At 65.3% G+C, this 13,760-nt stretch carries 12 protein-coding genes; 8 read left to right on the forward strand and 4 right to left on the reverse strand.

The window, feature by feature from the left end; translation table 11 throughout:
* Both Q2M23_RS34600 and Q2M23_RS34605 read left to right on the forward strand, forming a co-directional pair.
* Nucleotides 1-1,007: dihydrodipicolinate synthase family protein (locus Q2M23_RS34600; RefSeq protein ID WP_316398441.1), on the forward strand; the 1,007-nt coding region annotated here is incomplete at its 5' end.
* Nucleotides 1,007-1,870, forward strand: a complete 864-nt coding sequence (locus Q2M23_RS34605; protein WP_316398442.1) for a sugar phosphate isomerase/epimerase family protein — start codon at nt 1,007-1,009, stop codon at nt 1,868-1,870. The genes Q2M23_RS34600 and Q2M23_RS34605, both read left to right, overlap by 1 nt.
* A gap of 45 nt (nt 1,871-1,915) precedes the next feature.
* On the opposite strand, the gene Q2M23_RS34610 is transcribed toward Q2M23_RS34605, so the two are convergent.
* On the reverse strand, nt 1,916-2,593 hold the full coding sequence (locus tag Q2M23_RS34610) for a potassium channel family protein (RefSeq protein WP_225160765.1): 678 nt from the start codon (nt 2,591-2,593) through the stop codon (nt 1,916-1,918).
* Between the two features lie 144 nt (nt 2,594-2,737).
* Nucleotides 2,738-3,661 (reverse strand): Spy/CpxP family protein refolding chaperone, encoded by a 924-nt coding sequence (locus Q2M23_RS34615; RefSeq protein WP_316398443.1) that lies wholly within the window; start codon nt 3,659-3,661, stop codon nt 2,738-2,740.
* A gap of 51 nt (nt 3,662-3,712) precedes the next feature.
* On the opposite strand from Q2M23_RS34615, the gene Q2M23_RS34620 reads away from it, so the two are divergent.
* Nucleotides 3,713-4,168 (forward strand): hypothetical protein, encoded by a 456-nt coding sequence (locus Q2M23_RS34620; RefSeq protein WP_233475670.1) that lies wholly within the window; start codon nt 3,713-3,715, stop codon nt 4,166-4,168.
* 543 nt (nt 4,169-4,711) lie between these two features.
* Here the strand turns inward: Q2M23_RS34620 and rocD are convergent.
* Nucleotides 4,712-5,926, reverse strand: a complete 1,215-nt coding sequence (rocD, locus tag Q2M23_RS34625; RefSeq protein ID WP_253641063.1) for an ornithine--oxo-acid transaminase — start codon at nt 5,924-5,926, stop codon at nt 4,712-4,714.
* Nucleotides 5,927-6,043: 117 nt separating this feature from the next.
* Nucleotides 6,044-7,267, reverse strand: coding sequence for a cytochrome P450 (locus Q2M23_RS34630; protein WP_229190412.1), 1,224 nt, complete (start codon nt 7,265-7,267; stop codon nt 6,044-6,046).
* A 204-nt stretch (nt 7,268-7,471) separates the two neighbouring features.
* Between Q2M23_RS34630 and Q2M23_RS34635 the strand changes: the two genes are divergently transcribed.
* The 5 genes from Q2M23_RS34635 (at nt 7,472) to Q2M23_RS34655 (ending at nt 13,736) form a co-directional block, all read left to right on the forward strand.
* Nucleotides 7,472-8,005 carry a thiamine pyrophosphate-binding protein gene (locus Q2M23_RS34635; RefSeq protein ID WP_057017601.1) on the forward strand — a complete coding sequence of 178 codons (534 nt, stop codon included), beginning with the start codon at nt 7,472-7,474 and terminating at the stop codon, nt 8,003-8,005.
* Nucleotides 8,002-8,592: a thiamine pyrophosphate-dependent enzyme gene (locus Q2M23_RS34640; RefSeq protein WP_028338816.1), complete on the forward strand. Its 591-nt coding sequence runs from the start codon at nt 8,002-8,004 to the stop codon at nt 8,590-8,592. Before Q2M23_RS34635 ends, Q2M23_RS34640 begins: the two co-directional genes overlap by 4 nt.
* Before the next feature lie 64 nt (nt 8,593-8,656).
* Nucleotides 8,657-9,358 (forward strand): TetR/AcrR family transcriptional regulator, encoded by a 702-nt coding sequence (locus tag Q2M23_RS34645; protein ID WP_076827113.1) that lies wholly within the window; start codon nt 8,657-8,659, stop codon nt 9,356-9,358.
* Nucleotide 9,359: 1 nt separating this feature from the next.
* Nucleotides 9,360-10,553, forward strand: coding sequence for an efflux RND transporter periplasmic adaptor subunit (locus Q2M23_RS34650; protein WP_076827115.1), 1,194 nt, complete (start codon nt 9,360-9,362; stop codon nt 10,551-10,553).
* Between the two features lie 81 nt (nt 10,554-10,634).
* Nucleotides 10,635-13,736, forward strand: coding sequence for a multidrug efflux RND transporter permease subunit (locus tag Q2M23_RS34655; protein WP_057017603.1), 3,102 nt, complete (start codon nt 10,635-10,637; stop codon nt 13,734-13,736).
* The last annotated feature ends 24 nt before the right edge of the window (nt 13,737-13,760 follow it).

Genomic DNA, 13,760 nt, shown 5'->3' on the forward strand with positions numbered 1-13,760 from the left:
CAAGCGGTCTTAGGAAGACAACTATAACACTCAACTCCTTGGCTCACAGAACGACATGGCTACGATCCGACTTCGAAGCCATGGACACCGCGCAGCGCGGCATGGGGCTGGACTGGGCGACCTCGCTCGAACTGATCCAGCGCTCGGTGAAGGCGGCGAAGGCCAGGGGCAACGCGCTGGTGTTTTCCGGCGCCGGCACCGACCATCTCGCGGTTGAGCACGCCAGGTCGATCGACAATGTGATCCACGCCTATGAGGAGCAGATCGCGGCGGTGGAGAAAGCCGGCGGCCGCATCATCCTGATGGCCTCGCGCGCATTGGCAAAGCTCGGCAAGAGCGCTGACGACTACGCCAGGGTCTACGACCGCGTGCTGTCGCAGGTTCGTGAGCCCGCGATCATCCATTGGCTCGGCGACATGTTCGATCCGGCGCTATCAGGTTACTGGGGCACGGCCGATCTCGACAAGGCGATGGATACGGCGGTTGCGATCATCAACGCCAATGCGGCCAAGGTCGATGGCGTCAAAGTCTCGCTGCTCGACAAGCAGCGTGAGATCGACATGCGGCGCCGGCTCGATCCGCGGGTCAAGATGTACACCGGCGACGACTTCAACTATGCCGAACTGATCGCCGGCGACGACAAGGGATTTTCCCACGCGTTGCTCGGCATTTTCGATGCGATCGCACCGGCGGCGTCCTACGCGCTGTCGCGGCTCGCCGCCGGCGACGAGGCCGGCTTCCACGACGTGCTGGGACCGACGGTGCCGCTGTCGCGCCACATCTTCAGGGCGCCGACGCGCTTCTACAAGACCGGCATCGTGTTCATGGCTTATCTCAACGGGCACCAGGATCACTTCACCATGGTCGGCGGGCAGGAGAGCGCGCGCTCGACCTTGCATCTTGCCGAGCTGTTCCGGCTCGCCGACAAGGCTGGTCTGCTCGCCAATCCGGAGCTCGCGACGCGCCGGATGGCGACGATCCTGGCCACGCGCGGCATCGACGCCTGATGCGCGACTTTTCCAACGACCACCGCTGGCTGTCGCTGAATACGGCGACCGTCCGCAAGCAGGGCGATCTTCTCGCCATCGTCGAGGCCTGCGCGCGCCATGGCATCCGCGCCATCGATCCCTGGCGCGACCAGGTTGCGGCCGTCGGCCTCGATCGCGCCGTCCGTGCGGTCAAGGATGCCGGGCTCGATCTGTCGGGCTATTGCCGCGGCGGCATGTTCACGGCAGATGGCGTGCATCGCAGCGAAGCGCGCGACGACAATCGCCGTGCGGTCGACGAGGCGGCCGCGCTCGGCGCCTCCTGCATCGTGCTGGTGGTCGGCGGCCTGCCGCAATATTCGCGGCCGGGCAGCGCGGGGTCGAAGGATATTGCGTTGGCACGATCGCAGGTGCATGACGGCATCGCCGAGATGCTGGACTATGCGAAACAAGCAAAGCTGCCGCTCGCGATCGAGCCGCTGCATCCGGCCTATGCCGCCGACCGCGCCTGCGTGAACACCACAAGGCATGCGCTCGATATCTGCGACGCACTCGATCCCGGCAGAACCGGCGCGATCGGCGTCGCGCTCGACGTCTATCACATCTGGTGGGATCCGGAGCTGATGCGCCAGATCGCGCGCGCCGGCCAGGATCGCCTGCTCGCGTTCCATGTCTGCGACTGGCTGGTGCCGACCAAGGACATCCTCAACGACCGCGGCATGATGGGTGACGGCGTCATCGACATCAGATCGGTGCGCGCCGCCGTCGAGGCGCAGGGCTTTGACGGCTATTCGGAGATCGAGATCTTCTCGAATGACTGGTGGGGCCGTCCGCTGGACGAGGTGCTGCGAACCTGCATCGAGCGGCACCGGACGGTGGTCTAGTACGCCGTCAGGTGGGCACGGCGCCGCATGCGCGCCTCGTGCTCATTACGACTCTTCGTTGCGGTGCTCGATCTCCAGCGTGACGAGCCGCGCCAGCAGCGTTGCCGGATAGAGCTGGCCGAAGATCGCCTCGAGATTGCACAGGCTCCGCGCGATCGGATGCAACGGAGCGACGTCGCCATAACCTGTCGTCGTGAGCGTGGCGAAGCTGAAATAGAGGACGCGGCTCGCCAATGTCGGGCTGTCTTCCACCTTCATGCCGGGAAATGCATCGGGCCTCAGCGTGCCGACAAAGGTGTAGAGCGCCGCGAAGATCACGGCGACCGTGAGATAGAGCAGGACCGCGCCGATCACACGGTGATAGGTGACGCGGCCTGGCGCGAACGTCGCGCGCGCCACCGTCACGGCCATGGTGAGGCCGACGAGCAGCCAGGATGCGGCGAACAGGTTGAGATCGAAAATTGAAGGTGAGCGTAGTCTCAGGATCCCGCCCGTGACGATCATGACGAGCGCGACCAGCATCGTGACGACCGCCAGCGTGCTGCCTGACATCAGGAAGACGCCGCCGACCAGGACCAGCGCGAGCAGGAGCTCAAAAATCTGGAATTCGAACAGGCCCAACGCCTGCAACGGCGCCACCACGAAAATCATGACCAGGAGCAGGACAGTGAGCACCGTCAACAAGGAATCGCCCCAGCGCTCGCGTAGCTCGCCAGTGCTCATCCAGCCGCGCTTCATTCCCGCCCCGTCATTCGGCATTGCATCAGGATGCCGGTACCAGACATTGCTGCGCGCCGGCCGCAAAGGCAAGATGGGGGGCTGGCAATCTGTGGCGCGCCCGGCGATCCGGATCGCCGCCCGGCCGTCTCAGGGGCTCGCGACCCGCTGCAGCGTGTTGAAGCGGGCTTTCTGCTCGCTGCTCAGCATCGCATAGAACTCGTCCAGTGCGGGCTCGATCAGCTTCGCGGCCTTCTGCATGGCTTCGAGCCGGTGCTGCATCGCCTCCAGCCGGCCGACCGGCGTCAGCGGCACGTCGTTCGGGCAGGCCGCCTGCAGGTCCGCTATGGCTCTTGTGGTCGCGTCGCTCAGGCGGTCGAGCGCCTCCTTCTGCTTGCCGGCTGGATGAAGCGAGGCCGCGATCCGGTTGATCGGCAGGTGCGCCAGGTCGGATTTCGAATCGCCGCAATTGCCGGCTTGCGCGGTCGCCTCCTGCTGCGGCGAACGCTCGCCGACATGTGGACCGAGCGCATTGAAGCGGGCCTGTTGCTCGTCGCTGAGCGAGCTGTAGAAATTCTCCAGCGCAGGCCGCACGATCTTGATCGCCTCGAGCGTCGCGCTGATGCGGTTTTGCATCGACCGCAAGCGGCCGGTGGGCGTCATGGCATAGCTGTCCGAACAGGAGTCCTTGAAGATATCGGCGGCCTTTGCCGCTGATGTCTTCAACTCGTCGAGCAGGGCGCGCTGCTGCTGGTCCGGCCGTACCGCCCGCGCGATGTCGGCAAGCGGCCAGGCCGTGACGCCCTTGTCCGGTTCGCCGCAGAGCTGCTTGACTGCCTGCGGGCTCGTGTCGGTGCGCTGACGGGACCGATCGCGGCCCGCCGTCGCCGGATAGTCGCCAGGATAGATGCTGGCATAGGCGGAGTAGGGACTGTTGGTGTCCCAGAACACGGTGTCGACGAAGTCGTCATAGGCGTAGGCCCAATAGCCGGGCTCGTAGGCATAGGACCAGAACGTGTAGTCAAAGATGTCCGAATAGGCGTAGGGCCAGAACACCGGCCCAAGCCACGCCACGAAGGCCGCGTGGCTGCCGCGTCGCCAGGCATGTCGGGGCGCCCAGCCGCCTTGGCGCGCCGCAAGCCCTGCCTGGCCTTGCGCGCCTGCCTGCTCGCGGAAGTGCGCGGCAAACCGCTCGCGCTGCGCCGCCTGCGTCGCGGCTGTGGTCGCGACCGCGGCTCCAACCGTTGCTGCCGGCGCCAATCTCTGCTGGCGGGCAACGTCGGCCTGCTGCGCACGCTGCTCGCGCTGCAACAGACGGCTCTGCGCCTGCAGGGCACGGTCATGGACGCGTTGCGCGCGTGCACCTTGGACCTTTTGCGACTGCAATTGCTGCACGCGTTGCTGCAGGCGATCGATCCGGGTCTGCCGCTCGGTGGTCTGGCGCGAGAGCGCGTCACGCTGCCGCTGCTGCGCCGCCTGCTGGCGTTGCTGGATCATCTGCTGATGCTGCTGCGCGCGCTGTTGAACGCGCTCCGTCGGCGACGGCCGCTCGCTCAAGCGCGAAGGTGGACTCGGGCGTGATGGCGCCGCGATATGCGGAGCCTGGCGCTGCGGTGCTCCTCGACGGAATTCGGGGCGTGGCGTTGCGACACGCGGCGCGGCGATATGGGGGGCCTGGCGCACCGACGGGGCGGCGAAATGCGGGGCCGGGCGCGGCGCCATCGCCGGTCGCTGCGGGGCGTGGAACGCGGGTGCTGCCGGCCGTGCCATTGCGGGTGGCCGAGCCATTGCAGGCGGTCTCGCCATTGCAGGCGGTCTCGCCATTGCGGGCGGCCTGGCCATTGCGGGAGGGGCGGCGTGTACCATCGGCGCGGCGGGACGCGCCATTGCGGCCGGTGCAGCCGGCCTTGCCGCCGGTGGGCCCTTTCCGTGTGGCTGGGCGGACGCGCCGCCGTGCGGCACGAGCATCGAGCTGCCAATCGAAAAGACAACAAACAAAGCGCTGCGGGAAAGCATGAGCTTAGCTCTCCGTTCAACAGTCGCCCGCAGTACTTTAACGCACCGACATCGGATTCGTTCGTTGTGGCTACGGCCGGCGTTACGGTCTTCCGGCGAGGGGAACCGTCAGGAAACGTCCTGCGTGAGGGTCGCCGCGATCCGCTCCGTCGCCCAGTCGACCTGATCGGCCGTGATCACCAGCGGCGGAGCGATCCGGATGGTGTGCTCATGGGTGTCCTTGGCGAGGATGCCGCGCGCCTGCAGCGCCAGGCAATAGCGACGGGCGCCGCCGGCTTCGGGATGCAGCTCGATCGCCAACATCAGCCCGCGCCCGCGCACCTCGCGGATCACGTTGGCGCGGATGTCCTGCAATCCGGCGAGAAAGCGGGCGCCCTGTTGCGCGGCGTTCTCGATCATTCCCTCGTCGATCAGCACGCGCAGCGCCGCCCGCGCCACCGCGCAGGCCAGCGGATTGCCGCCGAAGGTCGAGCCGTGCTGGCCGGGCCGCAGCGTGCCGAGCACGGCGTTGTTGGAAAGCACCGCCGACACCGGATAGAAGCCGCCCGACAGCGCCTTGCCGAGCAGCGTCACGTCGGCCTCGATCCCTTCGTGCTGCTCGGCGAGCAGCTTGCCGGTACGGCCGAGCCCGGTCTGAATCTCGTCGAGCACAAGCATCACATTATGCGTGGTGCACAGCTCGCGCACGCGGGCGAAATAGCCTGGCGGAGGAATCACGACGCCGGCTTCGCCCTGGATCGGCTCGACCAGGAAGGCCGCGGTGTTCGGCGTGATCGCCTGCTCGAGCGCGGCGGCATCGCCGAACGGGATGATCTTGAAGCCCGGCGCGAATGGGCCGAAATGGTCGCGCGAGCCGGGATCGGTCGAGAAGCCGACGATGCCGAGCGTGCGTCCGTGGAAATTATTGGCGCAGACGATGATCTCGGCCTGCCCGTCCGGCACGCCCTTGACCTCATAGGCCCATTTGCGCACCGACTTGATCGCGCTCTCCACCGCTTCAGCGCCGCTGTTCATCGGCAGCACCTTGTGCGAGCCGGTCAGCTCTGCGAGCTCGCGGTAGAAGGGAGCAAGCTGGTCGTTGTGGAAGGCGCGCGAGGTCAGCGTCAGCCGCTGCGCCTGCTCGATCATGGCTGCGAGGATCTTAGGATGGCAGTGGCCCTGGCTCACCGCCGAATAGGCGGAGAGACAGTCGAGGTAGCGGTTGCCATCGGTATCCCAGACCCAGACGCCTTCGCCGCGGGACAGCACGACCCCGATCGGCTCGTAATTGTAAGTGCCGAACTGCGCCTCGGTTGCGAGGAAATCAGTGACCGATGCATTCATCATGCGTCACTCCCGCTGCAGCGCACGAGAGATTACATCAAATCGTGCCTGCAGTTGATTTGGGCATCAGTTCCTCCACAGGGAAGTGTGTCGCCGGCCGAATTCGCAGGGGACAATTTATGCGCTGATGCTGCAGGGCACGCTGAGGAAGCCGCGGAAGCGCACCCGCCCGCCGCGCACCGGCTCGCCGTCGAGCGCGTAGTTCGGGAAGCGTTTGAGGAACCGCGAGATCGCGATGGCGCCTTCGAGGCGCGCCAGCGCCATGCCGGCGCATTGATGCGCGCCGGTGCCGAAGGCGAGGTGGCGGTTCGGCGTGCGCGCGACGTCGAAAGCTTCGGGGTTGGGGAATTGCGCGGGGTCGCGGTTGGCCGCGCCGATGCAGAGCGTGACCAGCGTGCCCGCCGGCAGCTTGATGCCGCCGAGCTCGGTCTCTTCCACGATCATGCGGTTGCCGAGCTGGTTCGAGCTTTCGTAGCGCAGCATCTCCTCGACCGCGGTCTTGATCAGCTCGGGTTGCGCGATCAGCCGTTGCTTCTGATCCGGATTTTGGCTGAGCGTCACCAGCCCGTTGCCGATCAGATTGGTCGTGGTTTCGTGGCCGGCGTTGAGCAGGAAGATGCAGTTGTGCAGCAATTCCTTCGCGGTCAGCCGCTCGCCATTGTCCTCACCCTGGATCAGCCTTGTCAGCACGTCGCGTTCGGGGTTGCCCGGCTTCTTGCGGCGGCGTTCAACCAGCGTTTCGAGATAGGCGAGGAAATCCTTCACCGCATTGTTGCCGCGATCGAACGCCTCCTTGCCGATCACCGGCTCCAGCGCGCCCAGGATCGCCAGCGACCAGTCACGCAGCGGCTCGCGTTCGTCGTGCGGCACGTCGAGCAGATTGCCGATCACCTCGACCGGAATGGCCGAGGCGAAGTCGCCGATCAGCTCGAAGCGGTCGCGGGTCTCGATCCGGTCGAGCAGGCTGTCGACCAGCGCGATCAGGTCAGGCTCCATGCCGGCGATCGCCCGCGGCGACAATGCGCCCATGATCAGCCGCCGCACGCGGGTATGCGCCGGCGGATCGTTGAAGACGAGGCTGGTCGTGTGATGCTCGTAGAGCAGCGAGTTGCCGTATTTCGGCAAGAACTCCTTCTTCTTGTCGGAGGAGAATGCCTTGGTGTTCTTGTAGGCGGCGATGAGGTCGTCGTAGCGGGTGAGAAAATAGCAGCCGTTCGGCAGCCGCTTGACCGGCGCGCTCTCGCGCAACGCGCGATAGGTCGGGTAGGGGTCGGCATAGAACTCCGGCGTCAGCTTCTCGAGGTCGAAGCCGTCAGCCAGCTCGCGCGCGTGTCCGTTCATGGCGCATCCAACCCAATTAGTTTCATTTGCAACTATCGTAAGCCGCGGGCGGCGGCCGCGCAACACAATTTGCTGGGGCCGGGAACAGCGCGCCGGGGCGTCGCGTGGTGCGAGCAAATCGCAGAGCCATATGCGGTTTTGCGCTTTGATGAAGCGCGCGCGCCCCTCTACAGTCGCGACCAAACAACAAGACCGGAAACGCCAATGCATGCCCGTGCCGACACTGCGGCCTCCTGGCCCGAGGAGATCTTCTCGATATTGCAGCGCTTCGAGGTGCGTCAGGTGCCCTACGTGCCCGACGCCGGCCATTCAGAGCTGATCGAGCGGGTGCTGGGGTCGTCCTCGATGCGCGGCATCGCGCTGACCACCGAGGAAGAGGGCGTGGCGCTGCTCGCGGGCGCCTGGGCCGGCGGCCAGCGCGGCGTGCTGCTGATGCAGTCGAGCGGGGTCGGCAATTGCATCAACATGCTGTCGCTGGTGCAGATCTTCCGCCTGCCGTTCCTGACGCTGGTGACGATGCGCGGCGAATGGGGCGAGTTCAATCCCTGGCAGGTGCCGATGGGCTCGAACACGCAAGGGATACTCGAACTGTCCGGGATCAAGGTGCTGCGCGCCTCGCACCCTGAAGAAGTCCGCGAAGTCGTCGAGGCCGGCGCAGCGCAGGCCTTTAACGCCTGCACGCCCACCGCCGTCCTGCTGTCGCAGCGCCTGATCGGGGCAAAGGTCTTCACCAAATGAGCAAAGCCAATCTCCTCGACCGCCGTGCCGTCGTTTCCGAACTGCTGAAAGATCGCAAGGGCGCGTTCGCCGTCGGCGGCCTCGGCGCCTCGACCTATGACATCGCCGCTGCCGGCGACCACGACCGCAACTTTTATCTCTGGGGTGGCATGGGCGGCGCCGTGATGATCGGGCTCGGCCTCGCGCTGGCCCAGCCGACGCTGCCGGTCGTCGTGATCACCGGCGACGGCGAGATGCTGATGGGGATGGGAAGCCTCGCCACCGTCGGCCTGCAGCAGCCGAAAAATCTCTCGATCATCGTGCTGGACAATGAGGCGTACGGCGAGACCGGCGGCCAGGCCAGCCATACCGGCGGAACCGCCGACCTCGTGGGTGTTGCCAAAGCCTGCGGAATCGGGGATAGCCGGGCGATCAGCACGATGGCTGAGGTCGAGGCTTTTGCCTCGTCTTTGCAAGACGTTACGGCGGGGCCGCGGTTCGCCAGCGCGAAGATCGACGGGGCCAATCTGGAGCGCGTGCTGTCCAGCCGCGACGGCACCTACCTCGTGAACCGCATCAGAGGGTCGATCGGCCACACTCCTATTTAAAGTGGCTTTCGCGGTGCAATAGAACCTTGACTTTTGGTAAAGTGAGTGATTACTCACGACCCAAATGTCTACCTTACGCATGACGAGTGACTTGCGGCGTCAGTTGATCCTGAGCGCCGCCAAGCGGTGTTTCGCCCGCAGCGGCTTTGCCGGCACCACGACAAAGAGCGTGGCGGCCGCGGCTGCCATTTCGGAAGGGCTGCTGTTCAAGCACTTCCCGTCCAAGGCGGCGCTCTATGCCGAGATCCTTGCCGAGGAGTGCGAGGCGGATCCCGATCTCGCGCATCTGCTCGGCCAGGAGCCCTCGACCGCGACCCTGGTCGAGCTGGTGCAAGGCATGGTCGATCACTTCATGCAGTTGCGTGATGCGCCGGACCAGGAAGAGACGCAGCGGATGCGGCTGATGGTGACGAGCCATCTCGACGACGGCGAGTTTGCGCGCCTGCTCTACGACAAGGTCGGCAAGCTGATCGGCCCGACCTTCGCCGCCTCGCTCGAGCGGGCGATCGCCGCCGGCGAGGCCACGAAGATCGGCGACGAGCCGCTCAACCTGTTCTGGTTTGCGCACCATACCGTGCTGATGGGTGCGCTGACCCAGCTGCCTGCGACACCATGTCTCCCCTACGGCGATGCCGCTGCGGCCGAGCGGCAGCTTTGCCAATTCATCCTTCGCGGCATCGGACTTACCGAAGCCGCAATTTCAACTCATTTGGGCCGCCAGCCGTCGCCGATCGCAGGACCGTCGGTAACTGCAGAAAGTGCATGACATGAATATTCAGACCGAAAGCCACATCTCGGGGCAACCGATCAAGGAGAAGCAAGCCAAGCGTCCCGTCCGCATGGTGCGCTGGTTCATCATCGTAGGCCTGTTGCTGGCCCTGCTCGTCGGTGCGCTGGTCGGCTTCAACGCCTTCCGCAGCCACATGATCGCGCAGTTCTTTGCCAACAATAAGCCGCCGCCGGCGAACGTGTCGGCCGTCGAGGCGAAGACTGAGGTGATTCCGAACCTGCTGACCGCTGTCGGCGATCTCGTCGCCGTGCACCAGGTCAACGTCACGACCGACGTGCCGGGCCGCATCACCGAGATCCAGTTCACCGCCGGCAGCCACGTAAAGGCCGGTACGCCGCTGGTGCAGTTGTTCGACGCACCGGAGCAGGGCGACCTCGCCAACTACAAGGCGCAGGCGACCGTGGGCGAGCTGCAGCTCGACCGCGCCAAGCAACTCGCGTCGCGCCAGTTCGGTCCGCAGTCGACCGTCGATACGGCGCAGGCGGCTTACGACCAGGCCAAGGCGGGCATTGCCAAGACCGAAGCGCTGATCTCGCAGAAGCTGGTGCGCGCACCGTTCGAAGGCGATCTCGGCGTGCGCCAGGTCGAAGTCGGCCAGTATCTGACGGCCGGCACGCAGATCGTGTCGCTGACCGATCTGTCGGTGCTGTACGCCAACCTGACCGTCACCGAGAAGCAGAGCTCTCAGATCAAGGTCGGCCAGGCCGTACGGGTCTCGGTCGACGCCTATCCGGGCCGCACCTTCGAGGGCAAGATCACGACCATCGAGCCGCAGATCGCGACCGACACCCGCAACATCCGGGTGCAGGCCACGATCCAGAATCCGGACAGCATCCTCAAGCCCGGCATGTTCGCGACCACCACGATCGTGCTGCCCGGGAAGCCGCCGGTCGTGACCATTCCCGAAACCGCGGTCGACTACACGCTGTACGGCGACTCGGTGTTCCTGATCACCGAGAAGAAGGGCGACGACGGCAAGACCACCCTGACCGCGGACCGCACCTTCGTGAAGACCGGCAACCGCGTCGAGGGCCGTGTCGAGATCCTCAAGGGTCTGAAGGCGGGGGACAAGGTCGTCGCAGTCGGCCAGATCAAGCTGCAGTCGGGCATGCCGGTTGCGATCTCGACCGATCCGCCGCCGCCGGTTCCGGCCGAACCGCCGCGCTACTGATCTTCATTCATCGAACTCGGAGGGCCATCGGCCCTCCGCCACATCTTGCCGCAAGCCGGCAGAACACGAATCGAGTTGGCGATGGCCTTCACTGATATTTTCATCAAGCGCCCGGTGCTGTCGGTCGTCGTCAGTCTGCTGATCCTGCTGATCGGCCTGCGCGCGGCGATGGTTTTGCCGATCCGGCAATATCCGAATCTTTCGAACACCGTCGTGACGATCACCACGTCATATCCCGGTGCGTCGCCCGAGCTGATCAACGGCTTCATCACCACGCCGATCGAGCAGGCCGTCGCGTCGGCCGAAGGCGTCGATTACATGACGTCGAACTCGGTGCTTGGCACCTCGACGATTCAGGTCTACGTCAAGCTCAATCACGATCCGAACCAGGCGCTCACCGAGGTGCTCGCCAAGGTCAACTCGGTCAAATACCTGATCCCGAAGGAAGCCTTCGATCCCGTCGTGACCAAGGCGACCGGTGACACCATCGCCGTGATGTATCTCGGCTTCTCCAGCGAGGAGCTGACCGGATCGTCGATCTCCGACTATCTGACCCGCGTCGTGCAGCCGGTGCTCTCGACGGTCGATGGCGTCGCCTCGGCCGACATCCTCGGCGGCCAGACCTTCGCGATGCGCGTCTGGCTCGATCCGACCCGCATGGCCGGACGCGGCGTATCGCCCAACGACGTCGCCGCCGCGATCGCCGCCAACAACTTCCAGGCGGCCGCCGGCCAGACCAAGGGCTTCTTCATCGTCTCCAACGTCTCGGCCAATACCGACCTTCAGAACATCGACCAGTTCAAGCGGATGATCGTGAAGGCGAAGGACGGCGGCTTCGTGCGCATCGAGGACATCGCGACGGTGGAGCTCGCGGCGCAGAGCACGGACGCCAGCGTCGCCTTCAACGGCGAGCATGCGATCTTCATCGGCATCAAGGCGACGCCGCAGGGCAACCCGCTGACCCTGGTGAAGGGCGTGCGCGCGCTGTTCCCCGACCTCGAGCGCAACCTGCCGCCGTCGATGAAGATGAAGGTGGCCTACGATTCCACCAAGTTCATTCAATCGTCGATCGATGAGGTCGAGAAGACGCTCACCGAAGCGGTCCTGATCGTCGTCGTCGTTATCTTCCTGTTCCTGGCCTCGCTGCGGTCGGTGATCATTCCCGTCGTCACCATCCCGCTGTCGCTGATCGGCGTCTGCATCCTGATGCTGGCCGCCGGCTTCAGCTTCAACCTGCTGACGCTGCTGGCGATGGTGCTGGCGATCGGCCTCGTGGTCGACGACGCGATCGTTGTCGTGGAGAACATCCATCGACATCTCGAGGAGGGCCTGCCACCGGTGCAGGCATCGCTAAAGGGGGCCCGCGAGATCGTCGGTCCCGTCGTCTCCATGACGATCACGCTGGCGGCGGTGTACGCGCCGATCGGCTTCCTCGGCGGCGTGACCGGCACGCTGTTCCGCGAATTCGCCTTCACGCTGGCGGGCTCGGTGATCGTGTCGGGCGTGATCGCGCTGACGCTGTCGCCGATGATGTGCTCTGTGTTCCTCAAGAGCGCGGAGGAGGGGCGTTTCGCCAAGGTGGTCAATCGCGTGTTCGGCGCGTTGACGCGGGCCTATGGCCGTCAGCTCGACCGTTCGCTCGACTACCGCCCGATCACGGCGCTGTTCGCTGTGACCATCCTCGGTCTGGTCGGCTTCCTCTATATGCACATCCAGAAGGAGCTGGCGCCGCAGGAGGACCAGGGCATCGTGTTCGCGGTGACCAAGGCGCCGAAATACGCCAACATCGACTACATCGATTTCTACGGCGACAAGATGGACAAGGAGTTCCAGAAGTTTCCCGAGACCGACCTGCGGTTCATACTGAACGGCATCACCGGTCCGCAGGGCGGCTTCGCGGGCATGCTGCTCAAGCCGTGGGATGAGCGCAAGCGCAGCGCGCAGGCGCTGCAGCCGCTGGTTCAAGCCGAGCTGTCCAAGATCGAGGGCATCAGCGCGTTCGCGTTCAGCCTGCCGCCGCTGCCCGGCGGCCCCGGCGGTCTGCCGGTACAGATGGTGATCTCTTCGACGGCCGGATTCCAGCAGGTGTTCGACCAGATGAGCAAGCTGAAGGATGCGGCGCGTAAGAGCGGCCTGTTCATCGTCACCGACAGCGACCTTGACTTCAACCAGCCGGTGGTCCGGGTGAAGGTCGACCGCTCGAAGGCGAGCGACCTCGGCATCACCATGCAGTCGATCGGCGGCGCCCTGGCGACGCTGCTGGGCGGCAACTATGTCAACCGCTTCAATCTGGAAGGACGCTCCTACCAGGTGATTCCGCAGGTGCCGCGCGCCAGCCGGCTCGCGCCTGAGGCATTCAACGATTACTACGTCCCGACCGCGACCGGGCAGCTGGTGCGGCTGTCCACCGTGGTTTCGGTCGAGACCGGCGTCGATCCGAACGCGCTGACCCACTACAACCAGCTCAACTCGTCGACCTTCCAGGCGGTGCCGATGCCCGGCGTCTCGATGGGCCAGGCGGTGGAGTTCCTGCAGGGTGAAGCCAAGAAGCTGCCGTCCGGCTTCAGCTATGACTTCCTGGCCGACTCCCGGCAATACGTCCACGAAGGCAACCAGCTGCTGGTCACCTTCGCGTTCGCCATCATCATCATCTTCCTGGTGCTGGCGGCGCAGTTCGAGAGCCTGCGCGATCCGTTCGTGATCATGATCTCGGTGCCGATGGCGATCGTCGGCGCCCTGATCCCGCTGTTCTTCGGCGTCGCCACCATGAACATCTACACCCAGGTGGGCCTGCTGACGTTGGTCGGATTGATCACCAAGCACGGCATCCTGATGGTGGAGTTCGCCAACGAGTTGCAGCTCAACGAGGGACTGGACCGCCGCGCGGCGATCGAGATGGCCGCCCGGATCCGCCTGCGTCCGATCCTGATGACGACGGCGGCCATGGTCACCGGCCTGCTGCCGCTGCTCACGGCCTCGGGCGCCGGCGCTGCCAGCCGCTTCTCGATCGGGCTTGTGGTCGTCGCCGGTATGACGATCGGCACGCTGTTCACGCTGTTCGTGCTGCCAATGGTCTACACGGTGATCGCGACCGACCACCAGGCCGCTGCGCATTCCGATCGCGCCAAGCAGATCGCCGACTACGAGCTCGACCGTCGCGGCGGCGCGCTGAAACCGACCTGAGCCCTCCAAGCTCATGCTCGCAGG

Source organism: Bradyrhizobium sp. 33ap4, assembly GCF_032654765.1.
GTDB classification, from domain to species: domain Bacteria; phylum Pseudomonadota; class Alphaproteobacteria; order Rhizobiales; family Xanthobacteraceae; genus Bradyrhizobium; species Bradyrhizobium australafricanum.

Bases quoted from the DNA above. Each gene is read 5' to 3' on its own strand.
- Q2M23_RS34605 (WP_316398442.1), top strand. From the start codon at position 1,007: ATGCGCGACTTTTCCAACGACCACCGCTGGCTGTCGCTGAATACGGCG.
- Q2M23_RS34610 (WP_225160765.1), bottom strand. From the start codon at position 2,593: ATGAGCACTGGCGAGCTACGCGAGCGCTGGGGCGATTCCTTGTTGACG.
- rocD (WP_253641063.1), bottom strand. From the start codon at position 5,926: ATGAATGCATCGGTCACTGATTTCCTCGCAACCGAGGCGCAGTTCGGC.
- Q2M23_RS34630 (WP_229190412.1), bottom strand. From the start codon at position 7,267: ATGAACGGACACGCGCGCGAGCTGGCTGACGGCTTCGACCTCGAGAAG.
- Q2M23_RS34635 (WP_057017601.1), top strand. From the start codon at position 7,472: ATGCATGCCCGTGCCGACACTGCGGCCTCCTGGCCCGAGGAGATCTTC.
- Q2M23_RS34640 (WP_028338816.1), top strand. From the start codon at position 8,002: ATGAGCAAAGCCAATCTCCTCGACCGCCGTGCCGTCGTTTCCGAACTG.
- Q2M23_RS34645 (WP_076827113.1), top strand. From the start codon at position 8,657: ATGTCTACCTTACGCATGACGAGTGACTTGCGGCGTCAGTTGATCCTG.
- Q2M23_RS34650 (WP_076827115.1), top strand. From the start codon at position 9,360: ATGAATATTCAGACCGAAAGCCACATCTCGGGGCAACCGATCAAGGAG.
- Q2M23_RS34655 (WP_057017603.1), top strand. From the start codon at position 10,635: ATGGCCTTCACTGATATTTTCATCAAGCGCCCGGTGCTGTCGGTCGTC.